The organism is Streptomyces sp. Q2 (assembly GCF_056820935.1).
This window is the reverse complement of record NZ_JBXEJE010000051.1, coordinates 18,896-45,246: the sequence shown is the minus strand read 5'-3', so window position 1 is coordinate 45,246 and position 26,351 is coordinate 18,896. Positions and strand designations below refer to the sequence as shown.

At 71.2% G+C, this 26,351-nt stretch carries 22 protein-coding genes and 1 riboswitch; of the genes, 8 read left to right on the top strand and 14 right to left on the bottom strand.

The window, feature by feature from the left end; genetic code table 11:
- Window positions 1–2: 2 nt before the first annotated feature.
- The 3 genes from ACWBNA_RS40295 to ACWBNA_RS40285 all read right to left on the bottom strand — a co-directional run bounded on the left by ACWBNA_RS40295 (window position 3) and on the right by ACWBNA_RS40285 (window position 4,720).
- On the bottom strand, window positions 3–1,205 hold the full coding sequence (locus ACWBNA_RS40295; protein ID WP_482709524.1) for an alkaline phosphatase family protein: 1,203 nt from the start codon (window positions 1,203–1,205) through the stop codon (window positions 3–5).
- Complete coding sequence (locus ACWBNA_RS40290) at window positions 1,205–1,792, bottom strand: DUF5998 family protein (protein WP_482709523.1); 588 nt, start codon at window positions 1,790–1,792, stop codon at window positions 1,205–1,207. Before ACWBNA_RS40290 ends, ACWBNA_RS40295 begins: the two co-directional genes overlap by 1 nt.
- A gap of 81 nt (window positions 1,793–1,873) precedes the next feature.
- Window positions 1,874–4,720 carry a bifunctional acetate--CoA ligase family protein/GNAT family N-acetyltransferase gene (locus ACWBNA_RS40285; protein ID WP_482709522.1) on the bottom strand — a complete coding sequence of 949 codons (2,847 nt, stop codon included), beginning with the start codon at window positions 4,718–4,720 and terminating at the stop codon, window positions 1,874–1,876.
- Window positions 4,721–4,898: 178 nt separating this feature from the next.
- On the opposite strand from ACWBNA_RS40285, the gene ACWBNA_RS40280 reads away from it, so the two are divergent.
- Window positions 4,899–5,180, top strand: coding sequence for an HPr family phosphocarrier protein (locus ACWBNA_RS40280; protein WP_053749171.1), 282 nt, complete (start codon window positions 4,899–4,901; stop codon window positions 5,178–5,180).
- A gap of 126 nt (window positions 5,181–5,306) precedes the next feature.
- Here ACWBNA_RS40280 and ACWBNA_RS40275 read toward each other — a convergent pair whose 3' ends face one another.
- The 4 genes from ACWBNA_RS40275 to ACWBNA_RS40260 form a co-directional block, all read right to left on the bottom strand.
- Window positions 5,307–6,002 carry a GntR family transcriptional regulator gene (locus tag ACWBNA_RS40275; protein WP_482709521.1) on the bottom strand — a complete coding sequence of 232 codons (696 nt, stop codon included), beginning with the start codon at window positions 6,000–6,002 and terminating at the stop codon, window positions 5,307–5,309.
- Between the two features lie 280 nt (window positions 6,003–6,282).
- Window positions 6,283–7,047 carry a M23 family metallopeptidase gene (locus tag ACWBNA_RS40270; protein WP_482709520.1) on the bottom strand — a complete coding sequence of 255 codons (765 nt, stop codon included), beginning with the start codon at window positions 7,045–7,047 and terminating at the stop codon, window positions 6,283–6,285.
- 13 nt (window positions 7,048–7,060) lie between these two features.
- Window positions 7,061–7,227, bottom strand: a riboswitch (cyclic di-AMP (ydaO/yuaA leader).
- 215 nt (window positions 7,228–7,442) lie between these two features.
- Window positions 7,443–8,831 (bottom strand): M16 family metallopeptidase, encoded by a 1,389-nt coding sequence (locus ACWBNA_RS40265; RefSeq protein ID WP_482709519.1) that lies wholly within the window; start codon window positions 8,829–8,831, stop codon window positions 7,443–7,445.
- Window positions 8,828–10,177 carry a M16 family metallopeptidase gene (locus tag ACWBNA_RS40260; protein WP_482709518.1) on the bottom strand — a complete coding sequence of 450 codons (1,350 nt, stop codon included), beginning with the start codon at window positions 10,175–10,177 and terminating at the stop codon, window positions 8,828–8,830. Before ACWBNA_RS40260 ends, ACWBNA_RS40265 begins: the two co-directional genes overlap by 4 nt.
- A gap of 388 nt (window positions 10,178–10,565) precedes the next feature.
- On the opposite strand from ACWBNA_RS40260, the gene ACWBNA_RS40255 reads away from it, so the two are divergent.
- The gene (locus tag ACWBNA_RS40255; protein WP_482709517.1) at window positions 10,566–13,022 is read left to right on the top strand and encodes a DNA gyrase/topoisomerase IV subunit A; all 2,457 of its coding nucleotides are present in this window, start codon (window positions 10,566–10,568) and stop codon (window positions 13,020–13,022) included.
- Here the strand turns inward: ACWBNA_RS40255 and ACWBNA_RS40250 are convergent.
- Window positions 13,019–14,050, bottom strand: a complete 1,032-nt coding sequence (locus ACWBNA_RS40250) for a CobW family GTP-binding protein (protein ID WP_482709551.1) — start codon at window positions 14,048–14,050, stop codon at window positions 13,019–13,021. The genes ACWBNA_RS40255 and ACWBNA_RS40250 overlap by 4 nt on opposite strands.
- 458 nt (window positions 14,051–14,508) lie before the next feature.
- Here ACWBNA_RS40250 and ACWBNA_RS40245 point away from each other — a divergent pair, with 458 nt between their 5' ends.
- The gene (locus ACWBNA_RS40245) at window positions 14,509–15,009 is read left to right on the top strand and encodes a DUF6082 family protein (protein ID WP_482709516.1); all 501 of its coding nucleotides are present in this window, start codon (window positions 14,509–14,511) and stop codon (window positions 15,007–15,009) included.
- Between the two features lie 219 nt (window positions 15,010–15,228).
- Window positions 15,229–15,468 carry a hypothetical protein gene (locus ACWBNA_RS40240; RefSeq protein WP_482709515.1) on the top strand — a complete coding sequence of 80 codons (240 nt, stop codon included), beginning with the start codon at window positions 15,229–15,231 and terminating at the stop codon, window positions 15,466–15,468.
- Between the two features lie 49 nt (window positions 15,469–15,517).
- Here the strand turns inward: ACWBNA_RS40240 and ACWBNA_RS40235 are convergent, their stop codons facing one another.
- On the bottom strand, window positions 15,518–16,678 hold the full coding sequence (locus tag ACWBNA_RS40235) for a citrate synthase/methylcitrate synthase (protein ID WP_482709514.1): 1,161 nt from the start codon (window positions 16,676–16,678) through the stop codon (window positions 15,518–15,520).
- 122 nt (window positions 16,679–16,800) lie between these two features.
- Here ACWBNA_RS40235 and ACWBNA_RS40230 point away from each other — a divergent pair, with 122 nt between their 5' ends.
- The 4 genes from ACWBNA_RS40230 to ACWBNA_RS40215 all read left to right on the top strand — a co-directional run bounded on the left by ACWBNA_RS40230 (window position 16,801) and on the right by ACWBNA_RS40215 (window position 21,529).
- Window positions 16,801–18,057: a citrate synthase gene (locus tag ACWBNA_RS40230; protein WP_482709513.1), complete on the top strand. Its 1,257-nt coding sequence runs from the start codon at window positions 16,801–16,803 to the stop codon at window positions 18,055–18,057.
- Window positions 18,058–18,110: 53 nt separating this feature from the next.
- Window positions 18,111–19,055 carry a sucrase ferredoxin gene (locus tag ACWBNA_RS40225; protein WP_482709512.1) on the top strand — a complete coding sequence of 315 codons (945 nt, stop codon included), beginning with the start codon at window positions 18,111–18,113 and terminating at the stop codon, window positions 19,053–19,055.
- A gap of 126 nt (window positions 19,056–19,181) precedes the next feature.
- Entirely contained in the window at window positions 19,182–20,852 is a 1,671-nt protein-coding gene (locus tag ACWBNA_RS40220; protein WP_482709511.1) for an ATP-binding protein, read from the top strand.
- A complete protein-coding gene (locus tag ACWBNA_RS40215; RefSeq protein WP_482709510.1) occupies window positions 20,849–21,529 on the top strand; it encodes a response regulator in 681 nt (226 codons plus the stop codon). The genes ACWBNA_RS40220 and ACWBNA_RS40215 overlap by 4 nt, the downstream gene beginning before the upstream one ends.
- Window positions 21,530–21,666: 137 nt before the next feature.
- On the opposite strand, the gene ACWBNA_RS40210 is transcribed toward ACWBNA_RS40215, so the two are convergent.
- From ACWBNA_RS40210 to ACWBNA_RS40190, 5 genes are all read right to left on the bottom strand, one after another.
- The gene (locus tag ACWBNA_RS40210; RefSeq protein ID WP_482709509.1) at window positions 21,667–23,259 is read right to left on the bottom strand and encodes a solute symporter family protein; all 1,593 of its coding nucleotides are present in this window, start codon (window positions 23,257–23,259) and stop codon (window positions 21,667–21,669) included.
- A complete protein-coding gene (locus ACWBNA_RS40205) occupies window positions 23,256–23,813 on the bottom strand; it encodes a DUF485 domain-containing protein (protein WP_482709508.1) in 558 nt (185 codons plus the stop codon). The genes ACWBNA_RS40210 and ACWBNA_RS40205 overlap by 4 nt, the downstream gene beginning before the upstream one ends.
- Before the next feature lie 69 nt (window positions 23,814–23,882).
- On the bottom strand, window positions 23,883–24,566 hold the full coding sequence (locus ACWBNA_RS40200) for a response regulator (RefSeq protein ID WP_482709507.1): 684 nt from the start codon (window positions 24,564–24,566) through the stop codon (window positions 23,883–23,885).
- Window positions 24,563–25,714, bottom strand: coding sequence for a sensor histidine kinase (locus tag ACWBNA_RS40195; protein WP_482709506.1), 1,152 nt, complete (start codon window positions 25,712–25,714; stop codon window positions 24,563–24,565). The genes ACWBNA_RS40200 and ACWBNA_RS40195 overlap by 4 nt, the downstream gene beginning before the upstream one ends.
- Complete coding sequence (locus ACWBNA_RS40190; protein ID WP_482709505.1) at window positions 25,711–26,235, bottom strand: DUF1453 domain-containing protein; 525 nt, start codon at window positions 26,233–26,235, stop codon at window positions 25,711–25,713. The genes ACWBNA_RS40195 and ACWBNA_RS40190 overlap by 4 nt, the downstream gene beginning before the upstream one ends.
- Window positions 26,236–26,351: the final 116 nt, after the last annotated feature.

Here is a 26,351-nt window from a genome sequence, read left to right as displayed (position 1 = left end):
CGTCAGGAGCGTACTTCGAGCAGCGGGACCAGCTGCTCGGCAGGGGTCATCGAACCGTGGTTGCCGACCATCGCCGACTCCTTGGGCTCCCGCTGCGAGGCGACGATGAGCACGTCGTCGCGGGCGGCCGCGACCACGTCGCCGAGCCGGCCGTACACCCGCTGCTCGACCTGGTCGGGCCGGCCGAACCAGCCCGCCGCGATCGCCTCGTCCCGGGAGGCGACCCAGAACTGCTCGCCGAGGACCTCGCGCCAGCAGGTCAGGACGTCGTTCTCGGCGCCCGGCACCGCGTAGACGTGGCGGGCGCGGCCCTCGCCGCCCAGCAGGGCGACCCCGGCGCGCAGCTCCCAGTCCTCGTCGAAGTCGATGCGATGCTGCTCGTCGAAGGGGACGTCGATCATGCCGTGGTCGGCGGTGACGTAGAGCGCGGTGCGCGGCGGCAGCTGCTCGGAGAGCCGCTGGACCAGCCGGTCGACGTACATGAGCTGGCCGCGCCAGTTGTCCGAGTCGATGCCGAAGCGGTGACCGGCGCCGTCGAGTTCGGCGTAGTACGTGTAGACCAGGGCGCGGTCGGCGGCGGCCAGCTGCTCGGCCGCGAGATCCATCCGGTCCTCGCCGGACAGCCGCCCGTGGAACGTTCCTCCACTGAGCGCGACCTTGGTCAGCGGGGTGCTCTCGAAGGTCGGGGACGACACCTGGGCGGCGTGCACACCCGCCTCGTGGGCCAGCTGGAAGACCGTGGGGTACGGCTGCCAGACCTTCGGCGAGGTCCAGGGCTGCCAGCGCAGCTGGTTCATCAGCTCGCCGGTGTCCGGATTGCGCACCGTGTAGCCGGGCAGGCCGTGGGCGCCGGGCGGACGGCCGGTGCCCACGGAGGCGAGGGAGGTGGCCGTGGTGGCGGGAAAGCCGGTGGTGAGGGGCCGGCCGGTGCCACCGCGGGAGCTGGCGAGGAGCGCGGTCATGAAGGGCGCCTCGTCCGGGTGCGCCCTGAGCTGTTCCCAGCCGAGCCCGTCGATCAGGAACACGCAGTTCCGGTCGGCGGGGGTGAGCTCCGGGATGGCCGCGGTGAGGCCCGGTACGGCCATGCCTGCGGCCAGCGTAGGTAGCAGGTCGGCGAGGGAGCCGGTGCCGTACTCAGGGGCGGGCGCGGAGTCGGGGGCGAGCGGCTGTGGGTGGTGGTCCCAGTCCGAGGCGGGCTGTGCCATCAGCGGGTGACGTCCGCGGTCGCTTCGGAGATGGCCTGCGCGAAGACGAGCGCCTGGCGCACGGTCTCCGGGCCGTCCCCGGCCTCGCTCACGCGCAGGCTCAGGTCGTCGGCCGTCGAGCTGCCGGTGTAGCCGTGGTCGGCCTCGCAGTTGGGGTCGCCGCAGGCGGCGGGCTCCAGGTCGAGACGGGAGACGGCGCCCCAGCCGATCGTCAGCACGACCTCCCGGGGCGGCGTGCCCGGCACGTACTGTTCCGGGTTGGCGACCACGCGGCTGATCACGACCGACGAGATCCGGCCGAGCTTCACGGATTCGGTGGAGGTGGTGGCGTAGGGCGTCGGCGAGGTGGTGTCCGCCGTCTGCTCGTCGGTGTGGCTGACGATGAAGCGGGTCTCGGTGAGGACGAGGACGGTGACATGCCGCCGCACCTCGTTCTGGTCGAACGTCGTCTCCTGGTGGACCAGGTACGACCGGATGGTGTCGCCGCCCACGGCGGCCTCCACCGCCTCGGCCACGAGGGCCGGGTAGTAGCCGCTGCGTTCGATCGCCGCTCGCAGCCCCTGGGTCGTCGTACTGGTCTTGGCCATGACGTCCATCCTACGGGGAGCCACTGACTGCGAGGCACGCTCGCGGCGGTCTCCGTCGGTCCCGGTACGCCTCGCCACGTCTCAGTACGCCGGAAGCGTCCTCGGGCCGAGGTCGTCGCGGGCCGGCGGCGGCGCCAGCCGCACCGAGGCGCCGAGGACGCTCAGCCCGCGCGTGGCGACGACGACCGGCTCCAGGGTGACCGCGACGACCTCCGGATGGTCGTCCACCAGCCGCGAGACGCGCAGCAGCAGCTCCTCCAGGGCCGGGGTGTCGACGGGGGCCGACCCCCGCCAGCCGAACAGGAGCGGCGCCGTCCGGATCGACCGGACCAGCGAGGTCGCCTCCCGGTCGGTGACCGGAACCAGCCGGTGCGCCATGTCCCCGAGCAGCTGGGAGGCGGCTCCGGCGAGCCCGAACGACAAGACGGCGCCCGCCGCCGGGTCGATCACGGCCCTGACAACGGTGTCGACTCCGCGGGGCGCCATTCCCTGCACGACCGGCCGCAGCTCCTCCGGCGTCCCGAACATCTCGGTCAACTCGGCGTAGGCGCGGCGCAGTTGCTCCTCGTCCGTGAGATCCAGGCGTACGCCGCCCAGGTCGGCGCGGTGGCGCAGGTGCGGGGCGGTGGCCTTGAGGGCGACCGGATAGCCGAGGGTGCGGGCGGCGGCGACGGCGTCCTCGGCGGTGGGCGCGGACAGCGCGCGGTGGACGTGCAGGCCGTACTTCCCGAGCAGCTCGCAGGTCGCTTCGGTACCGAGGGTGAGCCCCTGTCCGCGCGCGAGGAGCCCTCCGATGAGCTCGGCGGCCCCCTTCTCGTCGATGTCCTCGTACTCGGGCACCTTGCCGGGCTCGGCTGCGTCCCGCCGCCACTGGGCGTACTTGACCGCTTCCCCGAGGGCGCGGACGGCGCGTTCGGCCGCGGGGTAGGCGGGGATGAGGCGGGAGCAGTTCTCGGGAGCCGGCGCGTCGTCCGCCGCCTTCGCGGCCAGTCGGTCCAGCGCGCGGAACGGGTGGTCGCGGCCGACGGCGCCGGACGCCGGCGAGCTCGCCCGGGGTGCGGTGCTCGCCGCGGCCGACAACGCCTCCGCCAGCCCTCCGAGCTCCACGTGCACCACCATGACCGGCTTCCCGGGCACCCGCTCCGCTGCCGATCGCAACGCCTCCGCCAACGCCGCGTCGCCGGGATACCCCTCCTGCACCGTCGGTATCGCGGTGACCACGACGGCGTCGCACGCGTCGTCCGCCAACGCCCGGGACAGCGCCCCGTGGAAGGCCTCCGGCGACGCCCCTGTCGTCAGGTCCAGCGGCGGCAACGGCCTGAGCCCCTCGGCGAGGCAGGCGTCGTACGTCAGCAGCCCCAGCGACTCGGAGTTTCCGAGGATCGCCACCCGTGCCCCCGCGGGCAGCGGCTGGCGCGCGAGCAGCAGCCCCACATCGACCAGCTCGGTGATCGTGTCGACCCGGATCACCCCGGCCTGCCGCAGCAGCGCGGACACGGTGGCGTGCGGCAACCGCGTCGCCCGTACGGCATGCCCCTGCGGAGCCGCTCCCCCGTGCCGCGCCCCCTGCACCACGACCAGCGGTTTCGCGGCCGCCGTACGCCGTGCGAGCCGCGTGAACTTGCGCGGGTTGCCGATGGACTCCAGGTACATCAGCGCCACGTCGGTGTCGGGGTCGTCGTACCAGTACTGAAGGACGTCGTTGCCGGAGACGTCCGCCCGGTTGCCGGACGACACGAACGTCGACACGCCGGTGACGCCGGTGACCCCGCCCCCGCGCCGGTGCAGTCGGGACAGCAGGGCGATGCCGATCGCGCCGGACTGGGAGAACAGTCCGATCCGGCCCGGCCGGGGCATCTCGGGGGCCAGCGAGGCGTTCAGTCGTACGTCGGTGGACGTGTTGATGATTCCGAACGCGTTCGGCCCGATGATCCGCATGCCGTACGCGCGCGCGTGCCGGACCAGTTCACGCTGCCGCTCGCGCCCTTCCGGCCCGCTCTCGGCGTACCCGGCGGAGAGCACGACCAGCCCCTGCACGCCGTGCCTGCCGCATTCCTCGACGACCTCGGGGACCTGTTCCGCGGGAACGGCGACGACCACGAGGTCGACGGGCCCGTCGATGTCCCGGACCGACCGGTGCGCGGGCACCCCGGCGAGTTCCTTGTGCCCCTCGGGGAGTGCCTTGTTCACGGCGTGCAGCCGGCCGGTGAAGCCCGCGTCCCTGATGTTGTCGAGAACGCTGCGGCCCACGCCTCCGGGCGTGCGGCCGACCCCGACCACGGCGACGGACCCGGGCATCAGCAGCCGCTGCACGGACCGCGCCTCGGCGCGCTGTTCGCGCGCGTACTGCACGGCGAGCGAGCGGTCCGTCGGCTCCAGGTCGAACTCCAGGCGGACGACGCCGTCCTCGAAGCTGCGCTTCTGGGTGTACCCGGCGTCCCGGAACACCTTGATCATCTTGTTGTTGGCGGGCAGCACCTCGGCGGCGAAGCGGCGGATGCCCCGCTCACGCGCGACGGCCCCGATGTGCTCGAGGAGGGCGGAGGCGACTCCGCGCCCCTGGTGGGCGTCCTGGACGAGGAAGGCGACCTCGGCCTCGTCGGCCGGGGCGGCGGCGGGCATGCCATCGGCGCCGATGCGGTCGTAGCGTACGGTGGCGATGAACTCGCCGCCGATGGTGGCCGCGAGTCCCACCCGGTCCACAAAGTCGTGGTGCGTGAAGCGGTGGACGTCCTTGGCGGACAGACGAGGGTAGGGCGCGAAGAAGCGGTAGTACTTCGACTCGTCCGACACCTGCTCGTAGAAGCTGACGAGGCGATCGGCGTCATCGACGGTGATGGGCCGGACGCGCGCGGTCCCACCGTCGCGCAGCACCACGTCGGCTTCCCAGTGGGCGGGGTACTCGTGCCGGTCCGACGAGGTCTGCATGGGCCCCAGAGTACGGCTCGCGTACGACAACGGCGCGAGGCAGTCTGTGGAGGACGTCAGCCGGACCGAGGCCGCGGTCCGACGACACACCGGGGCGGGACGAAGGACCGCTCCGGGCATGCTTCACGATATGGGAAACTGGTCTAGACAACCCTGATACACCGAAGGGCAGCATCACATGGCTGAGCGCCGCGTCAACGTCGGCTGGGCCGAGGGTCTCCACGCCCGCCCCGCTTCCATCTTCGTCCGGGCCGCCACGGCCGCAGGCATCCCGGTGACGATCTCCAAGGCCGACGGCAACCCCGTCAACGCGGCCTCCATGCTGGCCGTCCTCGGCCTGGGCGCCCAGGGGGGCGAGGAGATCGTCCTCGCCTCCGACGCCGAGGGCGCGGACGTGGCCCTCGACCGTCTGGCGAAGCTGGTCTCCGAGGGTCTCGAGGAACTTCCCGAGACTGTCTGAGCATCCGAATAAAGGTTGCACCGAAGGGCTCGTCCGAATTATCGGGCGAGCCCTTCGCATTTCCCTCTCACGGGCAGCAGAAATAATCCCCCGCGAATTATCTCCCCTTTGTATACGGCCCTCGTGTTAATGCCGCAGGCCCGTCATGTTTACGGGATGTTGCGAGTTCCTCACACGGTCCGGCCGCTCCCCGCCGCCGGTGAATCGCAGCCGGTGCGCCGCCGTCGCGCGCTCCGTGTGCAGCGCCGTGAGCGCCCGCGCACGTTCGCTGTCGCCGCGCGCCACCGCGTCCACGATCGCGCCGTGCTCCGCCCACGACTCGACGGGGTTGGCCGGCGCCTCCACGACGTACATCCAGGCGATCTTGTGGCGCAGCTGGGTCAGCATCGAGGTCATCGCGGCACTGCCGGAGGCCTGTGCGAGCGTCTCGTGGAACCAGCTCCCCAGGGAGCGCAGATCCTCGCTGTTGCCCCGCCTGGACCGCTCCTGGCCCAGCCGCACCAGGCCGCGCAGCACCTTGAGATGGGCCTCGGTGCGCCGCTGGGCGGCCCGCGAGGCGCCGAGCGGCTCCAGGAGCATGCGCATCTCCAGCAGGTCGGCACCCTCCTGCTCGGTGGGTTCCGCGACGCACGCGCCCGCGTGCCGCCGGGTCACCACGAAGCCCTCCGCCTCCAGCGTGCGCAGGGCCTCCCGGACGGGGACGCGCGAGACGCCGTAGCGGCGCGCGAGCAGTTCCTCGGTGAGCCGGCTGCCGCGCTCGTAGACACCCGCGACGATGTCGTCCCGGATCGCCGTGCATACCGAGTGCGCCGGAATACGCATGACCGACCTCCGCTTTAATCCCCGTGAAACGTCGACGATTGACGTGTGTTCAGTGACTCTATTGCAATCAGCGGGAATTTCCGACGGCGGGCCGGAATCCATGGATATTTTTTGGACAGACGGCCGTCTGAAACACCGAAAGCCCCGGCTCGGGGAGCCGGGGCTTCGGGATGCGGGACCGTGGATCGTCAGACGTTCACGGGGGCGGGCGTCAGGCGTTGACGAGCGCGGGCGCCAGACGTTGACCAGTGCGGGCGCCAGACGTTGACCAGCACGGGCGTCACACGTTCACGCCGTGCGAGCGGAGGTAGGCGACGGGGTCCATGTCCGAGCCGTACTCCGGGCTCGTGCGGGCCTCGAAGTGCAGGTGCGGCCCGGTGACGTTGCCGGTGGCGCCGGAGAGGCCTATCTGCCGGCCCGGGGTGACCGTCTGACCGACGGAGACCGCGATGGACGACAGGTGGCCGTACTGGGTGTAGGTGCCGTCGTTCATCTTGATCACGACGTTGTTGCCGTACGACCCGCCCCAACCCGCCTCGACGACCGTGCCGGAGCCGACCGCGTGGACGGAGGTGCCGCTCGCGGCGTGGAAGTCGACGCCGGTGTGGCTGCCGGAGGACCAGACGCCGCCGCCGGCCTTGTAGCCGGTCGAGATGTACGAGCCGGAGATCGGGGCGACGTAGGAGTTGAGGAGCTTGCGCTCGGCCTCGCGGGCGGCCCGCTCCTTCGCCTCGCGCGCCTTCGTGGCCTCGGCGACCGCCTGCTTGCGCGCGGCCTCCTCGGCCTTGCGCTGCGCCTCCGCCTCTTCGGCGGCCTGCTTCTGGGCGGTGGCCTGGGCGTCGATCTGGTCGGCGACCGAGTCGCCGATGGTGATGACGGGGGTGAGACCGGTCTGCTCGACGGCCGGTTCGGCGGCGAGCGCCGGGGCGGCGAGGGTGCCGATGACGCCGGTGGTGGCGAGCGCCGCGACGCCGGCGGCCCGGGCGGTGGTGCGCTTCATCCGGCTGGGACGCCGGTGCTTCCCGGTGGCGCAGGTGAACGCCATGTGGTGGCTGGTCCTTTCCTTCCTTCTCGCCTACCGGGTTAGCTGACGGGTTCGGAGCAGGAAGGTCTCCTACGGACCCCCTCGCGGTGTGCGCGGGCGTCCGATTCACCCCAGGGACTTATGGTTTGGGTCCCCGGCTCCCCAGGCTCGCGCCATGCGGGGACTCGGCGATGACTGTCCGGTGCCGCGGCTGCGGCGCACTGCCTGACGAACAGCCCGCATGACGCTAAGCGCGGCAACTTTCAATCCCCAAACGGATCACGGCTTTTGTAGCGCATGCCACAGGGCAGACAGGCAACCTCTCCCTCAATTCGGACATCCAGGGGCCCCGGTGACTCTGGAGTCACCGGGGCCCCTGGACGCGCGCGTGCGTCCGCTGCGCCGCGCGCTCGCGGCTACTCCGCCGAAACGACGGTGACTTCGCCGACGCCGAGGGCCTGAACGGGATCCTTGATCTGCGCCGCGTCCCCGACGAGGACGGTCACCAGCCGGTCGACCGGGAAGGCGCTCACGACCGCGGCGGTGGCCTCGACGGTGCCCGTCGCGGCGAGCTGCTGGTACAGCGTCGCCTGGAAGTCGTCCGGCAGGTGCTGCTCGACCTGTTCGGCCAGCGTGCTCGCCACCGCCGCCGCCGTCTCGTACTTCAGCGGGGCCACCCCGACGAGGTTCTGCACGGCGACGTCGCGCTCGGCGTCGGTGAGCCCCTCGGCGGCGAGGGTGCGCAGCACCGTCCACAGGTCGTCGAGGGCGGGGCCGGTGTTCGGGGTGTCGACGGAGCCGCTGATGGCGAGCATCGCGGCACCCGTACCGTCCGGAGCGGAGCGCATGACCTGCCCGAACGCCCGCACGCCGTAGGTGTAGCCCTTCTCCTCGCGCAGGACGCGGTCCAGGCGGGAGGTGAGGGTGCCGCCCAGGCAGTACGTGCCGAGCACCTGGGCGGGCCATACGCGGTCGTGCCGGTCGGGACCGATACGGCCGATGAGCAGCTGCGTCTGGACGGCGCCGGGGCGGTCCACGATGACGACCCGGCCGGCGTCGTCGGCGGTCACCGGCGGCACGGGGCGGGGCTCGGCCGAGGAGCCGGTCCAGGAACCGAGGGTGTCCCCGAGCAGCGCGTCGAGGTCGATACCGGTGAGGTCGCCGACGACCACGACGGTGGCGGTGGCGGGGCGGACGTGCTTCTCGTAGAAGCCGCGTACGGCCGCGGAGTCGATGTTCTCGACCGTCTCCTCGCTGCCCTGGCGCGGGCGCGACATGCGCGAGGTCGCCGGGAAGAGCTCCTTGGAGAGCTCCTTGGCGGCCCGCCGGGACGGGTTGGCCAGCTCGTGCGGGATCTCGTCGAGGCGGTTGCGCACCAGCCGCTCGACCTCGCTGTCCGCGAACGCGGGCGCCCTGAGTGCGTCCGAGAGCAGGCCCAGGGCCTTCGCCAGACGCGAGACCGGGACTTCGAGGGAGAGCCGTACGCCGGGGTGGTCGGCGTGCGAGTCGAGGGTGGCGCCGCAGCGCTCCAGCTCGGCGGCGAAATCCTCGGCGGAGTGCTTGTCGGTGCCCTCGGAGAAGGCCCGCGCCATGATCGTGGCGACACCGTCCAGGCCGGCCGGTTCGGCGTCCAGGGGGGCGTCCAGGATCACCTCGACGGCGACGACCTGCTGGCCCGGGCGGTGGCAGCGCAGCACCGTCAGGCCGTTGTCGAGCGTCCCGCGCTGGGGCGCCGGGAAGGCCCAGGGCTTGGCGTCGCCCGCCTGGGGCTGGGGGTGGAATTCCATCGTGGCGAGCTCGGTCACCGGGCCGCCTCCTCGTTCTCGTCCTGGTCGGCGGGGGCTTCGGCGGCGATCGGCTCGTAGACGAGCACCGCGCGATTGTCGGGGCGCAGGCGGGCCTTGGCGACCTCCTGGACCTCTTCGGCCGTCACGTCCAGCACGCGCTGTACGGCGGTCAGGGCAAGCTGCGGGTCGCCGAACAGGACGGCGTAGCGGCACAGTTCGTCGGCGCGGCCCGCGACCGTGCCGAGCCGGTCCAGCCACTCGCGCTCCAACTGGGCCTGGGCCCGCTCCATCTCCTCGGCCGTGGGGCCCGCCTCGGCGAACCGGGTGAGCTCCTCGTCGATGGCGGCCTCGATGACCGGCACCTCGACGTCACCGGAGGTCTTCACGTCCAGCCAGCCCAGGGAGGGCGCTCCGGCCAACCGCAGCAGGCCGAAGCCGGCCGCCACCGCCGTACGGTCACGCCGTACGAGCCGGTTGTAGATGCGGGACGATTCGCCGCCGCCGAGGACGGTGAGCGCCAGGTCGGCCGCGTCGCACGCGCGCGTGCCGTCCTCCGGGAGCCGGTAGGCGGCCATCAACGCGCGCGCGGGGACCTCTTCCTCCACGACCTCACGCAGCTGTTCACCGATGACGTCGGGCAGCGAGCCGTCGCGGGGCACGGGCTTGCCGTCGTGCGGTGCGATGGACCCGAAGTACTTCTCGATCCAGGCGAGCGTCTGCTCCGGGTCGATGTCGCCGACGACCGACAGGACGGCGTTGCCCGGCGCGTAGTACGTGCGGAAGAACGCGCGCGCGTCCTCCAGGGTGGCCGCGTCCAGGTCGGCCATCGAGCCGATCGGGGTGTGGTGGTAGGGGTGGCCCTCCGGGTAGGCGAGGGCGGTCAGCTTCTCGAACGCCGTGCCGTAGGGGACGTTGTCGTAGCGCTGCCGACGCTCGTTCTTGACGACGTCGCGCTGGTTCTCCATCGACTCGTCGTCGAGGGCGGCCAGCAGCGAGCCCATGCGGTCGGCCTCCAGCCAGAGGGCGAGCTCCAGCTGGTGGGCGGGCATGGTCTCGAAGTAGTTGGTGCGCTCGAAGCTGGTGGTGCCGTTGAGCGAGCCGCCGGCGCCCTGGACCAGCTCGAAGTGGCCGTTGCCCTTGACCTGGCCGGAGCCCTGGAACATGAGGTGCTCGAAAAGGTGAGCAAGGCCGGTACGACCCTTGACTTCGTGGCGCGAGCCGACGTCGTACCAGAGGCACACCGCCGCGACCGGGGTCAGATGGTCCTCCGAGAGCACCACGCGCAGCCCGTTGGCCAGGCGGTGCTCGGTCGCTGTCAGGCCGCCGGAGCCTGCCTGTGCTGTGGCCGTGTGACCCATGGGCATGTACGTCCCTTCGATCGCGGTCGCGGTCGCTGAAACCGCGGATTTCCTGCCGGTCCTGCCACTGTATGCAAGCGTGCGGACAGTCGGCGAAGTTCCCGGACGACGTACGCCGTCAGCGAGATCGCGTAGCCTGCGGGCAATCGCGGTCAGGCGCCCGCCCCTCCTGGGCCGGGCGGCCGGCAGTGGGCCCCGGCCCGCGCTGTCAGTGCCGCGGTCCACAATGGTCGCGTCAGATCCCGTTCACGCTTCAGCACGAGTGAGCCGAAGGGACGCGTCGATGTCGAGAGGTAAAGCGCGCACAGGCCCGCAGGGCTGAGCACGGCCGGGCCCCTCGACACCGACCCAGCGCCCCCAGGCGAACTACCAGAAACAGGAGGAGCCGGCAGCGATGGCCCGCCGCAGCACGAAGACCCCGCCGCCCGACGACTCGTACGAGGAGAAGATCCTCGACATCGACGTCGTCGACGAGATGCAGGGCTCCTTCCTCGAGTACGCGTACTCGGTCATCTACTCCCGCGCCCTGCCGGACGCCCGTGACGGCCTCAAGCCGGTGCACCGCCGCATCGTCTACCAGATGAACGAGATGGGCCTGCGCCCCGACCGCGGCTATGTGAAGTGCGCCCGTGTCGTCGGCGAGGTCATGGGCAAGCTGCACCCGCACGGTGACGCGTCGATCTACGACGCCCTGGTGCGCATGGCCCAGCCCTTCTCGATGCGCGTCCCGCTGGTCGACGGCCACGGCAACTTCGGCTCGCTCGGCAATGACGACCCGCCGGCGGCCATGCGGTACACCGAGTGCCGCCAGGCCGAGGCGACGAGCCTGATGACCGAGTCGATCGACGAGGACACGGTCGACTTCAACCCCAACTACGACGGCCAGGAGCAGGAGCCGGTGGCCCTGCCCGCCGCCTTCCCGAACCTCCTGGTGAACGGCGCCTCGGGCATCGCGGTCGGCATGGCCACGAACATGCCGCCGCACAACCTGGCCGAGGTCATCGCGGCCGCCCGCCACCTGATCCGCTATCCGAACGCGGACCTCGAGGCCCTGATGCGACACGTCCCGGGCCCCGACCTGCCCACCGGCGGCCGGATCGTCGGCCTCTCCGGCATCCGGGACGCGTACGAGACGGGCCGCGGCACCTTCAAGATCCGCGCCACGGTGGCCGTGGACAACGTGACGGCCCGCCGCAAGGGCCTGATCGTCACCGAACTGCCCTTCACGGTCGGTCCCGAGAAGGTCATCGCCAAGATCAAGGACCTGGTCGGCTCGAAGAAGCTCCAGGGCATCGCCGACGTCAAGGACCTCACCGACCGCGCGCACGGCCTGCGCCTGGTCATCGAGATCAAGAACGGCTTCGTGCCGGAGGCGGTCCTGGAGCAGCTCTACAAGCTGACGCCCATGGAGGAGTCCTTCGGCGTCAACAATGTGGCGCTGGTGGACGGCCAGCCCCTCACCCTCGGCCTCAAGGAGCTCCTGGAGGTCTACCTCGACCACCGCTTCGAGGTCGTGCGCCGCCGCAGCGAGTTCCGCCGCACCAAGAAGCGCGACCGTCTGCACCTGGTCGAGGGCCTGCTCACCGCGCTGATCGACATCGACGAGGTCATCCGCCTCATCCGCTCCAGCGACAACTCCGCGCAGGCCAAGCAGCGCCTCATGGAGCGCTTCTCGCTGAGCGAGATCCAGACGCAGTACATCCTGGACACGCCGCTGCGCCGCCTCACCAGGTTCGACCGCATCGAGCTGGAGTCGGAGAAGGAGCGGCTGAACGCGGAGATCGCGGAGCTGACCCGGATCCTCGACTCGGACTCCGAGCTGCGCAAGCTGGTCTCCGCCGAACTGGCCGCGGTGTCGAAGAAGTTCGGCACCGAGCGGCGTACGGTCCTGCTGGAGTCGGCGGGTGCCCCGGCGGCCGCCGTGCCGCTCCAGGTGGCCGACGATCCCTGCCGCGTGCTCCTGTCCTCCACGGCCCTGCTGGCCCGCACGGCGAACGGCGAGCCGTTCCCGGAGGACGCCGACGCCCGGCGCACCAAGCACGACGTGATCGTCTCGGCGGTGCCGGCCACCGCGCGCGGTGAGGTGGGCGTGGTCACGTCCACCGGACGCCTGCTCCGGGTGAACGTCGTCGACCTGCCGCAGCTCCCGGACACCGCGTCCGCACCGAACCTCTCGGGTGGCGCCCCGGTCGCGGAGTTCGTTCCTCTGGAGGGCGAGGAGACGGTGGTCTGTCTGACCACGCTCGACGAGTCCTCCCCCGGTCTGGCGATCGGCACCGCCCAGGGCGTCGTCAAGCGCGTGGTCCCGGACTATCCGACCAACAGGGGCGAGCTGGAGGTCATCACACTCAAGGAGGGCGACCGGATCGTCGGCGCGGTGGAGTTGCGCACCGGCGAGGAGGACCTGGTCTTCATCACGGACGACGCGCAGCTGCTGCGGTACCAGGCATCCCAGGTCCGCCCCCAGGGCCGCCCGGCCGGTGGCATGACGGGCATCAAGCTCACCGAGGGCGCGAAGGTGATCTCCTTCACGGCCGTTGACCCCGCAGCGGAAGCGGTGGTGTTCACTGTCGCGGGCTCACGGGGCACGCTGGACGACTCCGTCCAGACGACGGCCAAGCTGACCCCGTTCGACCAGTACCCGCGCAAGGGCCGCGCCACCGGCGGCGTCCGCTGTCAGCGTTTCCTGAAGGGCGAGGACTGCCTGTCCCTGGCATGGGCGGGCCCCGTCCCGGCGAAGGCGGCCCAGAAGAACGGCACCCCGGCCGACCTCCCGGAGATGGACCCGCGCCGTGACGGTTCGGGCGTGTCCCTGCCCAAGACGGTGTCGGTGGTGGCAGGACCGGTCTAGGCCCCGTCCGGGGTCTCTTCCTCCGGCTCCCGTACGTAGCGCAGAACGCCCCACATGCCGTGCTCGTCGGCGTGTGGGGCGTCGCTCTTGCACGCCTCCAGCTCCTTGCCGAGAGCGGGCGCGTCGATGCCGGAGCCGATGAGCACGAGCTGGGTGAGGCGAGCGTCTGCGGGCGCCCAGGGCTCCGGGTAGAAGCGCAGGAACCGCCCGACGGCATGCACGCCGTAACGGTTCGCGAAGTCGTTCGGCCCGAAGTCGACGTAGCCCTTGATCCGGTACAGCCCCTCGGGCCTGCTGTCGAGGAACTGCATCAACCGACGCGGGTCGAGGGGCACTTCGCTGGCGAAGGCCACACTGTCGTAGCCGTTGTGCAGGTGCTGGCCGTGACTGTCCGGCTCGGTGTGATCGTGCAGGTCGTCGAAGGACAACTGGCCGAGGCGCTCCTCACCGGGCCGGCAGTCGAAGAGGAACTCGGGGTCGATGCGGCCGTAGTGGGCGGGCACAACGGCGGCCCGGTGGACGAGGGACCGGACCAGCCCGAGGACCCGCTCGCCGTCGGCGGCCCGGTCGAGCTTGTTGACGACGACGAGGTCGGCGAGGCCGAGGTGCCGGTCGATCTCGGGATGCCGCGCGCGGGTGTCGTCGAACTCGGCGGCGTCCACGACCTCGACCAGCCCGCCGTAGACGATCCCCGGATGCTCACTGGCGAGCACCATGCGCACGAGTTCCTGGGGTTCGGCGAGGCCGCTGGCCTCGATCACGATGACGTCGATGCCGAGCGAGGGCCGCGCGAGCCGCTCCAGGTATTCGTCCAGCTCACTGGCGTCGACGGCGCAGCACAGACACCCGTTGCCGAGGGAGACCGTGGAGTCGCCGAGGGCTCCGGCGACGGCCATCGCGTCGATCTCGATGGCCCCGAAGTCGTTGACGACGGCGCCGATCCGGCTGCCTCCGCTGCGGTGGAGGAGGTGGTTGAGCAGGGTGGTCTTGCCCGAGCCGAGGAATCCGGCAAGCACGACGACCGGGATCTGACGCGCCCCCGGGCTCGCCTGCGGGCTCGGACTCGGATGCGCGCCTGCGTTCGTCTGCGGGCTCGGCTGGCTCAACGTGCGACCCTTCTCTCACCAAAGCGCGCACCGGCTCGCGGCCCGGCGCACGTACGAGGATTGAATGCCGACCCAGGATACGAGCCGGAAGAATCCCCCCGAAGTGAACGATTGTTAGCAGCTCTTGCGGGGCAGACGTTGGGGAAGGCGCTGGACTGTGCGACCCTCGCTTCCCTCCGTGCGCCTCCTCTCCGCCTCCCCGCCGATCAGAGCCGCTCGGCATTCTGGGAGGCGGCAAGCGCCGCCCTCCGCTCGCCGGTCCCCTCCAGTCGACCCGCACTCCGACGACCGGCGGACGGCCGCCTGATTCGGGGGTTGACATGGCCACACGGAAGCGTGGAACCCGGGGGTTCCCTACCCCCCTGGCAGTAGGCCTGGGCTTGGTTACGGGAGCTCTCGCCGCCCTGGCCGCACAACACCGCACGCTCCAATCGCTGCGCGTTCGGCTCGACCACCTGGAGGAACAGGTGGCCCACAGCCAGCTTCACACCAACCTGGCCAACCAGCAGCACCTGCACTGGGAGCTGCTGAGCAAGGCGATCGACAGCCCGGAACTGGCCGAGGTGCTGGACATCTTCGAGGCGCCCGCGTCGCAGCAGAAACGACGGCAGTACCTCTTCGCCAACGCGCTCTACACGAACCTGTACTTCTACTACCGGATCGGCAATCTCAGCCGTGACGAGTTCTTCGGGCGGGTGCGGGGTCTGTTGCAGAACCCCGTCGTCAGGGAGTACTGGTTCGCGACGCGAGGCCAACGGGCCACACTCCCCGAGGGCTCGGACGAGGCCGAACTGGGGCGCATGGTCGACGACCTGCTACGTCAATTGGACGAGGCGGACGTCGACGAATGGTGGGTGGTCGGTGAGCCGCCCGGTGAGTAGCGGCGTCGGGCCGAAGAAATCACACGCACGGGCCATAACGAACAGGTCAAATCTCCAGTTGACCCACACGCCACTGGGAGACTCACGCCTGATCGCGTGAGCGACCCCACAAGCGTCACTCACGCCGCCGGAAGACGAGTGCACCCCACAAGGCTGCTTTCGTACGCCGCAGCCGTCGTGTGCACACGTTCTTCAGCCGTGGACCAGAGGGAATCAACAGTGAGTCAGATCATCCGTCGGATCGGTGTACCTCCATGCGACAGGGGGAGCACAGGGGGAGGCAACTGCCCGGACATCTTCGAATTGGCCGACGGAAGTTTCGCCGTCATCGGCAGGGACGCCACGGATTCCCTCGACCCCGACCTCCCCTCCGACGCCTCGCGCGCGGACTACGAGCGCATCGTGGTCATCACCCGCGAAACACTGATCCGCGCCAAGGCGGACATTCCTGACGCCTGAGCACAACTCCCGGGTCCGGCACCGCATCGGTGCCGGACCCCCGGTGTTTTCAGGCGGGCACCGCCGCCGGAGCCTCCGGCCCCACATACCGCGCCACCGGCCTGATGATCTTCGAGTCCGCCGCCTGTTCCAGGATGTTCGCGCTCCAGCCCACCACCCGGGCAGCCGCGAACGTCGGCGTGAACATCTCGCGTGGCAGGCCGCACAGTTCCATGACCACGCCCGCGTAGAACTCGACGTTGGTGTGCAGTTCCCGGCCCGGCTTCAGTTCGGCGAGGATCCGCTCGACGTGGCGTTCGACCTCGACGGCGAAGTCGACGCGCGGACCGCCGAACCGCTGGGCGACCTCACGGAGCATCCGGGAACGGGGATCCTCCGTGCGGTAGATCGCATGGCCGAAGCCCATGATGCGGTCACCGGCCAGCACCCGCTCGCGAATCCAGGAGTCGATGCGGTCGGGAGTGCCGATCGCATCCAGGGTGTCCAGCGCACGGCTGGGCGCACCTCCGTGCAACGGGCCGGACAACGCCCCCACCGCGCCCACGAGACACGCCGCCACGTCGGCACCGGTCGACGCGATGACGCGGGCCGTGAAGGTTGACGCATTGAATCCGTGATCAATGGTGGAAATCAAGTACTGCTCGACTGCCCGGGCCGTCTCCCGCTCCGGCTCCGAACCCGTCAGCATGTAGAGGTAGTTCGCCGCGTAGGACAGGTCGTCGCGAGGCTCCACGGGGTCGAGCCCCGCTCCCAGCCGGTGCAGCGCGGTCAGCAGCGTCGGTACGGCCGCCGCCGCGACAATGGCGTCCTGGCGGCGCCGGTCCGCATCGAGGTCGTACACGGGACGGAAGCCCTTCGCCGCGCCGAGCAGCGACAGCGCGGTGCGCATGCCGGCGAGGGGACCGGAGCCCGCGCCGGCTGCGGCGATGGCGGGCAGCGCCGCCCGCACCCGGCCGGGCAGCCGCCGCAGTGCGGCGGTCTCGGCGGCGAAGGCGGCGCCGCGTTCGGCGTCCGGGAGTTCGCCGTGGACCAGCAGATGCCAGACGTCCTCGAAGCTGCGGTTATGCGCGAGTTCGACGGCCGAGTACTGGCGGTAGTGGTAGAAGCCCTCGAACCCCCGCACGTCCCCGACCTCGGTGTTGGTGACCACGACGCCCGCGAGTCCTCGCGGTACGTCGACCAGAGTGCCTGCGGACCTGTTGACGGACATGATTCCTCCCTCGACTTGATTCGACTGTCTATGATTGACTGATTTCCTGTCAATGTTGATTGAATCAATACAAGTGAATCAACATGCGATCAACAGACCGGCTCCGGATACGGTGACCTCCTATGCGCGATCAAGAACCCCTCCCCGGCCCCGCCGGACAGCGGCTGAGCACCAAGGAGGCCGCTGAGCTGCTGGGCGTGAAGCCCGAGACCGTGTACGCCTACGTCAGTCGCGGCCAGCTCACCAGTCGCCGCGTCCACGGCGGCCGGGGCAGCACCTTCGACGCCAAGGAGGTGGAGGCGCTCGCCCGGCGCAACAGGCGGGAAAGCGGCGGCAGTCCGAGCTCCGGAGGCGAGCTGTCCGTACGGACGCGCATCACGTTGATCGACACTGATCGCTACTACTTCCGGGGCGTCGACGCGACCGAACTGGCCGCCCGGCACTCCTACGAAGAGGTCGCCGAGTGGCTGTGGACCGGTCGGATGCGGCCCGGCGCCACCTTCACGGCTCCCGAGGCCGCCGTCGCCGTGGCCCGCCGTGCCGTGGCCGCGCTGCCCGAACACGCCGCTCCCACCGACCGGTTGCGGGTCGCGGCGATCGCCGCCTCGACCGCGGATCCGCTGCGCTTCGACCTCTCCGAGGAGGCCGTGCTCGGCACCGCGCGCGTTCTCATCCCCACATTGGTCGCCGCCCTGCCGCCGGTCCTCCACGGCCCGCGCGACGGCGGCCCCCTCGCCCACCGCCTGTGGACGCGACTCAGCGGCCGGTCCGCCGACGAGGCCTCGCTACGCGCCCTCGACACCGCGCTCGCCCTGCTCGTCGACCACGACCTCGCCGCCTCGACCCTCGCCGTGCGCGTCGCCGCGTCGGCCCGCGCACACGCCTACGCGGCCGTCTCCGCCGGGCTCGGCGTGATCGAGGGCCCTTTGCACGGCGCGGCCAGCGGGCTCGCCCACAGGCTGCTGCTCGACGTGCTCGACCAGGGCAGCGCGGCCCCCGTGATCGCGGACGAACTGCGGGCCGGCCGCCGCATCCCGGGGCTCGGCCATCGCCTCTACCCCGGCGAGGACCCACGCGCGCGTGCCCTGTTCGACCTCCTGGAGCAGATCCCCAAGGCCGAGCCCGCCCTCGCCGCGGCCCGCGACATCGTGGCCACCACCGCCCGCCACGCTCCGCTGCACGCCAACATCGACCTGGCCCTCGCCGTCCTCACCGCCTCCTCGGGCATGCCGGCCGCGGCGGGCGAGACGATCTTCGCCGTGGCCCGTACGGCGGGCTGGATCGCCCACGCCCTGGAGGAGTACGGGGAACGCCCCCTGCGCATGCGCCCGAGCGGTCACTACGTCGGCCCGAGGCCGCCGCAGCCCTGCCCGGAGTAGGACACAGGCCCGTCCGGAAGTCGCCTGCCTCAAGTCAGGTTAGGCTCACCTGCGTGAGTACGTGTTCAACCGCGTCCCAGGAGCTCGACGAGCCCATCTCCGGGACCGCGGCCACGGCGAGGACCTGGCTGCTGCTGGAACAGCCCGGCCCCTGGGGTGCCAAGGCGCTCACTTCGAGCCACCTGGACCCCGCGCTAGGCCGCGCCCTGGAGGCCGCCGCGCAGGGCACGGACGTACGCGTCGCGCTGATCCGCCGCCCCGGACGCCACGCCGACAGCGGCACACCCACCGCACGTCACGTGTATGCCGCGCACACCCTGCCAGGGAACGCGTGGCTGCGCTCCGCCACCACCTGCGATCCGCGCCGGCTGCTCGACCTCGACTTCGCCGCGCTCGGCAGGGGCGACCACAGCAGCTTCGACGCGGCGCTCGACGGGCGTCCCCACACCGGCGACCCGCTCGCGCTCGTCTGCACCAACGGCAAGCGCGACCGCTGCTGCGCCCTCCTGGGGCGCCCGCTCGCCGCCGAGCTGGCCGCGTCCGGCGTCGAGGGCACCTGGGAGGTCACCCATCTGGGTGGTCATCGCTTCTCGCCGACGCTGCTCGTCCTGCCGTACGGATACGCCTACGGCCGGGCGCAGGCCCATGCCGTGAAGGAGATCCTGCACAGCGCCCAGGAGGGGCGGATCGTCGTGGCGGGGTGCCGCGGGAACTCGGCGTGGGAGCGGCCCGGCCAAGCGGCCGAGCTGGCCGTGCGCACGGCCATCGGCGAGTACGCGGCGAGCGCCCTCGCGGTCGTCCGTACGGAGGGCGCAGCGCCGCGCTGGGAGGTGACCGTCGCGCACGCCGACGGCCGCCGCTGGCGTGTCCTCGTGGCCCAGGGCGCGTCCCTTCCGCCCCGCGCGGAAAGCTGCGGGGCCTCGGTCCTCGGCTCGCCCGCGCTGATGGACGTGGTGGCGGTGCGCGAGCTGACGGGGGCGACGGCGCTCGCGAGCTGAGGGCTCACTCGTCCTTGCGGAGCCCTCTCCGACGAAACGAGCCGTCCGGGCATCTCACATATTGATCAAGTAATCCATGCCACATCCCCTGCGGCAGCTGAGGCACACCCACGTACCGTCATGGGTATGAGCCGCACTCCCCCCGCCCGACGCCTGCGCCTCGGCCTGCCGCGGCGCGTGTTCTCGCAGGTGCTGCTGATGCAGCTGGCGATCGCCGCGGGAGTCGCGGTGCTCGCGACCGGACTGTTCCTCGCCCCCCTCAGCAACCAGCTGGACGACCAGGCGATGCGCCGGGCCCTCGCGATCGCGCAGACCACCGCCGCCGAGCCGCGGATCGCGGAAGAGGTCAAGAACACGCCTCCGACGGCCGGCGGGCCGGTCCAGAGGGCGGCGGAACGGATCCGCGAGACGACCAGGGCCGAGTACGTCGTGGTGATGGACTGGCGGGGCGTGCGCTGGTCGCACCCCACCCCCGACCAGGTCGGCAGGACCGTCTCGACCGACCCCGGCCAGGCTCTCGCCGGCAAGGAGGTCATGGAGATCGACAGCGGCACCCTGGGTCGCTCAGCCCGCGGCAAGGTGCCACTGCGCGACAGCGACGGCGACATCGTCGGCGCGGTCTCGGTCGGCATCGCGTACGACAGCGTGCGGGCGCGGCTGATCCACGCGATCCCGGGCCTGTTCGCGTACGCCGGTGGTGCCCTGGCCGTGGGTGCACTGGCCGCCTGGCTGATCTCCCGCCGGGTCCACCGGCAGACCCGGGACCTGGCCTTCTCGGACATCTCGGGGCTGCTCGCGGAACGCGAGGCCATGCTGCACGGCATCCGGGAGGGCGTCGTCGCCCTGGACCGCGCCGGCCGCGTCCGCCTGCTCAACGACGAGGCGCAGCGGCTGCTCGGCATCGGGGAGGAGTCCGTCGGCCGCTCCCCCGACGAGGCGCTCGGGGCGGGCCGTACGGCCGACGTCCTCGCGGGCCGGGTGACGGGCACCGACCTCCTCACTGTGCGCGGCCAGCGCGTGCTGGTCGCCAACCGCATGCCCACCGACGACGGCGGCGCCGTCGCCACCCTGCGCGACCGCACCGAACTGGAGCAGCTCGGCCGGGAACTCGACTCCACGCAGGGGCTCATCGATGCCCTGCGCGCCCAGGACCACGAGCACGCCAACCGCATGCACACGCTCCTGGGACTGCTAGAACTGGAGATGTACGACGACGCCGTGGAGTTCGTCGGCGAGGTCGTCGGCGACCACCGTGCCACCGCCGAACAGGTCACCGAGAAGATCCAGGACCCCCTGCTCGCCGCCCTGCTGGTGGGCAAGGCGACCGTCGCGGCCGAGCGCGGTGTCGCCCTGTGGGTCTCGGACCGGACCCGGCTGCCGGACCGGCTGGTCGACCCCGGTGGGCTGGTCACGATCCTCGGCAACCTGGTCGACAACGCGCTGGACGCCGCCGCGGGCACGCCGCACGCGCGCGTGGAGGTCGAACTGCGCGCGGAGGGGTGTACCGCCGTCCTCAGAGTGCGGGACACCGGCCCCGGAGTCCCGGTGGAGCACCGCGAGTTGGTCTTCACGGAGGGCTGGTCGACGAAGAAGCCGCCGGCCCACCGCAACCGCGGTATCGGACTCTCCCTGGTGCGCAGGCTCGCCGAGCGCCAAGGTGGCAGCGTCGCGGTCGGCGAGGCGGGCGGCGGGGGCGCGGAGTTCACGGTCGTCCTGCCGGACGCCCTGGCCGATCCGGAACCGGCCCTCACCGCGCCGCAAGCCCCGCAGTCCGCCACCGAGGAGGAATCACGATGATCGAGGTCCTGGTCGTGGACGACGACATCCGGGTCGCGCGGGTCAACGCCGCCTACGTGGAGAAAGTGCCGGGCTTCCATGTGGCCGGCGAGGCGCACAGTGCGGCTCAGGCGCTGCACCAGTTGGAGACGCTGCCCCGCGTGGACCTGATCCTTCTGGACCACTACCTGCCCGACGAGACGGGTCTCACCGTCGTCCAGGAGATGCGCCGGCGCGGCCACCAGAGCGACGTGATCATGGTGACGGCGGCGCGGGACGTCTCGACCGTGCAGGCCGCGATGCGGCAGGGCGCGCTGCAGTACCTGGTCAAGCCGTTCGCCTTCGCCGGCCTGCGGGCCAAGCTGGAAGCGTACGCGCACCTGCGCCGCACCCTCGACGGCGGCGGCGAGGCGGAGCAGGCCGAGGTGGACCGCATCTTCGGCGCCCTGTCCGCACCGTCGGAGCCCGGACTGCCCAAGGGCCACTCCCCCACCACCGCGGAACTCGTCCGCCGCTCCCTCATGAACGCGGAAGGCCCTCTGTCCGCCCAGGAGATCGCCGAACGCACCGGAGTGAGCCGCCAGACCGCCCAGCGCTATCTGAAGCTCCTGGAACGCACGGGACGGGCCAGACTCACCCTCAAGTACGGCGACGCGGGCCGCCCGGAACACCGTTACGTGTGGGCGACCCGCGCCTGAGGACACGGCCGTGGGAACGGGGGAAGGGACCGTGCCCGCCGCTACATACGGATGCGGGCCTCGGAGATGTCAGCCTGGGGCCGAGCAGTCCTTCCGCCGCTGAAGCCCATGCCGTACGACGATGCAGGCGCCGCGCCCTACACGGCCCCCGCCCCCGTCAGAGACCGCACCTCGGTCTCCGCATGCTTGGCCTCGTCGGGCAGTTCCGCGGAGGTGACCGTGCCGAGCCAGCCCGCGACGAAGCCCAGGGGGATCGAGACGAGGCCGGGGTTCTGCAGGGGGAAGTACTGGAAGTCGGCGCCGGGGAACAGTGATTCGGGGCTGCCCGACACCACAGGCGACAGCAGCACGAGCACGACGGCCGGGATCAGCCCGCCATAGACGGCCCACACGGCACCGCGGGTGGTGAAGCCGCGCCAGAACAGCGAGTAGAGCAGCACCGGCAGGTTGGCGGACGCGGCGACGGCGAAGGCGAGCCCCACGAGGAAGGCCACATTGAGATCGCGCGCCAGCAGGCCGAGGGCGATCGCGGCCACCCCGATACCGACGGCGGCGGCGCGGGCGACGGCCACCTCGCTGCGCGGCTTGGCCCTCCGGCGCCGCAGCGAGGCGTACAGGTCATGGGCGACGGACGCGGAGGAGGCGAGCGTGATCCCGGCGACCACGGCGAGGATCGTGGCGAAGGCGACGGCGGCGACGGTCGCGAATAGAACCGTTCCTCCGGTGGAGTCCGCGCCGCCGCCCAGGTCGAGTGCCAGCAGTGGGACCGCCGTGTTCCCGGCCGCGTTCGATCCCCGCACCGCGTCCGGCCCCACGATCGCCGCCGCGCCGAATCCCAGGACGATCGTCATCAGGTAGAAGCCGCCGATGAGCCCGATCGACCACACGACCGAACGCCGGGCGGCCCGCGCGGTGGGCACGGTGTAGAAGCGGGACAGGATGTGCGGCAGCCCGGCGGTGCCGAGCACCAGCGCGAGTCCCAGACTGATGAAGTCGAGGCGGGCGGTCCAGTCCCCGCCGTACTTCAGGCCGGGTGCCAGGAACGATGCACCGTGACCGCTGCGCTCCGCCGCCGTGAGCAGAAGCCGGTCGAAGTCGCCATGGAACCGCACCAGGACGAGCACCGTGAGCGTGATGGTGCCGCCGAGCAGCAGGACCGCCTTGACGATCTGGATCCAGGTGGTGGCCCGCATCCCTCCGAACGACACATAGATCACCATGAGGGCACCGACCCCGATGACCGTCCAGGTCTGCGCCGCCCCGCTGGTGCCCCCGAGCAGCAGCGCCACCAGGCTGCCCGCTCCGACCATCTGCGCCACCAGATACAGGACGGACACGGTGACCGAGGAGGTCCCCGCCGCGATCCGCACGGGACGCTCGGTCATCCGCGCCGCAACCACGTCGGCAAGCGTGAAGCGCCCGCAGTTGCGCACGAGTTCCGCGACGAGGAACAGCACCACGAGCCAGGCCACCAGGAAGCCCACCGAGTACAGCAGCCCGTCGTAGCCATAGAGGGCGATGAGTCCGGAGATGCCGAGGAAGGACGCGGCCGACATGTAGTCGCCCGCGATGGCAAAACCATTCTCCATCGGAGAGAACAACCGGCCGCCCGCATAGAACTCCTCCGCCGAACCGTGGCGGTGACGGCTCACCCACGTCGTGATCCCCAGTGTCACGGCGACGAAGGCGCTGAACAGAAGCAATGCCAGCGTCTGATGGTTCCCCGTCACGACACACCGCCCCGGATGCCGCGCGTCAGTTCCTGGGTGTCCCACCGCAGTTCGAGCGCGGCCCGGTCCCGGCGCAGCCGCGCGTGCCGCGCGTACGCCCAGGTGAACAGGAAGGTGGTGAGGAACTGTCCCAGCCCCGCCAGCATCGCCACGTTCACAGCGCCCGCCACAGGGCGTGCCATCAGCCCGGGCGCCGTCGTCGCGGTCACCACATAGGCGACGTACCAGGTGAAGAACACGGCGACCCCGGGCACCACGAACCTCCGGTACCGACTGCGCACCTCCTGGAAGGCCGCGCTGCGCTGAACTTCCAGATACACCTCGGCCGCGGCGACAGCCGGCGCCTCGTGCTCCCGCGAAGCCGACGACGCCGCGGTCACGGGCGCGGCCCCACCCGACTCGCCCCAGCCAGAGGCCAGTGCGTCGTACCAGGGGTCGTCGTACCTCACCTGTGCGGGCCCCTCGGCGAGCACCGGATCATGACCGTCGTGGTTGTCGACCGAACTCTCGGCACCACCGCCGCCTCCGCGGGGGCGACCGTTGCTTGACTGCATGCCCAAGGATGGACAGAACGGGAAGATCTCCGACTCTTCTTCCCCGCGCTCTTCACCCCATCAGGTGACTCACCCCGTCGGTGGTCGTACAAGCCCCTTCCCGTACGCGTAACGCACCGCCTGCGCTCGGTCCTTCAGTCCGGTCTTGGCGAAGAGGTTGTTGATGTGGGTCTTCACCGTCGCCGTGGAGACGTGCAACCGGCGGGCGATCTCCTGATTGCTGAGCCCCTCGGCGATCAGCACCAGCACCTCGGTCTCCCGCGTGGTGAGCCCGTCCGGCACCTCGGTCGGCGCCGCCGACGCCGGCTCGGGCTCGGACAGCCGCTCCAGAAGCCGCCGTTGGATGCTCGGCGACAGCCCCGCCTCTCCGGACAGCACACTCCGCACGGCCCGCACGATCTCGTCACCCCCCGCATCCTTGGTCAGATATCCCCGCGCCCCCGCTCTCAGCGCCGGGAACAGCGACTCGTCGTCCGCGTACGTCGTGAGCACCACGACCTGCGTCCCGGGATGTTCCGCCCGAATCCGACGGGTCGCCTCCACCCCGTCGCAGCGGGGCATGCGCAGATCCATCAGCACCACATCCGGGCCGAGTTCGGCCACGAGTTTCACCGCCTCGTCCCCGTCTCCCGCGGCTCCCACGACCTCGATGCCGGGCAGCAGCCCCAGCAACATCACGATGCCCTCACGGACCACGGTCTGGTCGTCCACGACCACGACCCGCGCGGCCCTCTCCCCGGCCCCCTCCGTCATACGGGCACCTGCAACGTCACCACGAACCCCTCCCTGTCCGGCCCTGCGTCCAGCGAGCCGCCCAGCAGCTCGGCACGCTCCCGCATGCCCAGAAGACCGTACCCGGCACCGGTCGCGGCGAGTTCGCCGGGCGAACCGCCCGAGTCCCGCACAACGAGCTTCACTTGGTGCTCGCCGTACTCGAGTCTCACCTGCACCTTCGCCCCGGGCGCATGCTTGCGGACGTTGGTCAGGGCCTCCTGCGCGACCCTGCGCACGGCCTGTGACGCCTCGGCCGGCAGCGGTCTGCGCTCACCCGAAATGGTGGTCTCGGCACCGTCGGCCGTACCGACGATCTGGGTCAGGAACTCTTCCACCGGGGTCAGTTCGCCGCGCAGCGCCGACAACGCCTGCCTTGTCTCGGCCAGTCCGTCGCGGGCCATTCCCCGTGCCGCCACCACCCGCTCGAGGATCTGCTCCCGGTCGGCGCCTCCCTCGATCAGCAGCCGGGCCGCCTCCAGGTGCACGAGCTGCGCCGAGAGGCTGTGGGCCAGCACGTCATGGATCTCCCGTGCGATACGCGCCCGCTCCGCGAGTGCCGCCGACTCCGCCTCCGCCGCACGCGCCGCACGCTCCTGGGCGAGCAGCCGCTGCGCGCTGCCGCGTGCCTCGGCGTCCAGGCGCAACACGTATCCGGCGAGGGCGAGCCCCGCTGTCGTGACCGCGGTCGTCAGCCAGGCGTCGTCATTGACCGCGGCGTATGACGTGAGGGCGACCGCCGTGACCGGCAGTGCCGCCGCGAGGGGCAGTCGCTCCAGCGCGGTGACGGCACACCCGCACCACAGAACCAGGGCGGGAACCCTGAAGTCCGCGCTCTGGGCCGCCACCGCGATCCCCAGGAGCAGGGTGGTGAGGGCCAGGGAAGGCCGGAGTCGGTGCGCGAGGGTGGTGCGATAGAGGGCCCAGGCGACGAACGCTGCCAGCAGCACTGCCGCCGCGGCTCCGAGCGCCCCCCAGCCGTGCACCTGGCTGCTCGTGAAGATGCCCCACAGAAGCATGCCCAGCACCAAGGCCCGGACCACCCACCCGAGCAGGCGCCGAGGAGCCGTGGTTGCTCCCCGCCCGAGTGCCTCCCGGGAGGGCCAGCGCGTCCAGGCGTTCTCCGTCACACACGCTCCTTCCATGCGGGCGGGGACATGCGGTCACCGTACGCCGTGGCGGACACGGCGGCCGGGCCCAGGCAACGGGCCCGCCAGGCGAGAACTCCGAAGCGGACCAGAAGTGTGGCCGCCAGGGCGAGCAGCAGGGCGGAGGAGTCCTGATGGACGCCGAACGCCGCACCGAGAGCGAAGAGGCCGACCCGCAGTCCGATGCCGACCCCCCAGACCGCTCCGCTTGCCTTGGTGCTCCTGCACCACACCGCGCCGTCCGGCTCCGCCCATATTCGGGTGGTCCACGCCCAGCCCGCTCCGATGGCGAGACCGGTGACCAATTCGGCGGCGAGCAGGGCGATCGATGCCGTGTGGTGATGACGGTCCACCATGTGCGGGTCGCGGAGCACCACGACGGCCAGGGCCGCGGGCAGGAGCCACCACCGTCTGCCGGTGTCGATGCGACTGGCGCGGAACTGTCGGACGACCACCAGGACGATCACGGCCACGATCACCAACGCATCGACGATCCCGGACATCTGAGCCTCCGCAGCGAGAAGGAGCACGGCCGGCAGCGAGCGCTGCCGACGCCTTCGACGCTACGCAAAGCCGCAGGTCGGCAGATCGGAGCGAGGGTGGATCATGGGTGGATCCC

Bases quoted from the DNA above. Each gene is read 5' to 3' on its own strand.
- ACWBNA_RS40295 (WP_482709524.1), bottom strand. From the start codon at position 1,205: ATGGCACAGCCCGCCTCGGACTGGGACCACCACCCACAGCCGCTCGCC.
- ACWBNA_RS40290 (WP_482709523.1), bottom strand. From the start codon at position 1,792: ATGGCCAAGACCAGTACGACGACCCAGGGGCTGCGAGCGGCGATCGAA.
- ACWBNA_RS40285 (WP_482709522.1), bottom strand. From the start codon at position 4,720: ATGCAGACCTCGTCGGACCGGCACGAGTACCCCGCCCACTGGGAAGCC.
- ACWBNA_RS40280 (WP_053749171.1), top strand. From the start codon at position 4,899: ATGGCTGAGCGCCGCGTCAACGTCGGCTGGGCCGAGGGTCTCCACGCC.
- ACWBNA_RS40275 (WP_482709521.1), bottom strand. From the start codon at position 6,002: ATGCGTATTCCGGCGCACTCGGTATGCACGGCGATCCGGGACGACATC.
- ACWBNA_RS40270 (WP_482709520.1), bottom strand. From the start codon at position 7,047: ATGGCGTTCACCTGCGCCACCGGGAAGCACCGGCGTCCCAGCCGGATG.
- ACWBNA_RS40260 (WP_482709518.1), bottom strand. From the start codon at position 10,177: ATGCCCATGGGTCACACGGCCACAGCACAGGCAGGCTCCGGCGGCCTG.
- ACWBNA_RS40255 (WP_482709517.1), top strand. From the start codon at position 10,566: ATGGCCCGCCGCAGCACGAAGACCCCGCCGCCCGACGACTCGTACGAG.
- ACWBNA_RS40235 (WP_482709514.1), bottom strand. From the start codon at position 16,678: ATGTCCGTCAACAGGTCCGCAGGCACTCTGGTCGACGTACCGCGAGGA.
- ACWBNA_RS40230 (WP_482709513.1), top strand. From the start codon at position 16,801: ATGCGCGATCAAGAACCCCTCCCCGGCCCCGCCGGACAGCGGCTGAGC.
- ACWBNA_RS40220 (WP_482709511.1), top strand. From the start codon at position 19,182: ATGAGCCGCACTCCCCCCGCCCGACGCCTGCGCCTCGGCCTGCCGCGG.
- ACWBNA_RS40215 (WP_482709510.1), top strand. From the start codon at position 20,849: ATGATCGAGGTCCTGGTCGTGGACGACGACATCCGGGTCGCGCGGGTC.
- ACWBNA_RS40205 (WP_482709508.1), bottom strand. From the start codon at position 23,813: ATGCAGTCAAGCAACGGTCGCCCCCGCGGAGGCGGCGGTGGTGCCGAG.
- ACWBNA_RS40200 (WP_482709507.1), bottom strand. From the start codon at position 24,566: ATGACGGAGGGGGCCGGGGAGAGGGCCGCGCGGGTCGTGGTCGTGGAC.
- ACWBNA_RS40190 (WP_482709505.1), bottom strand. From the start codon at position 26,235: ATGTCCGGGATCGTCGATGCGTTGGTGATCGTGGCCGTGATCGTCCTG.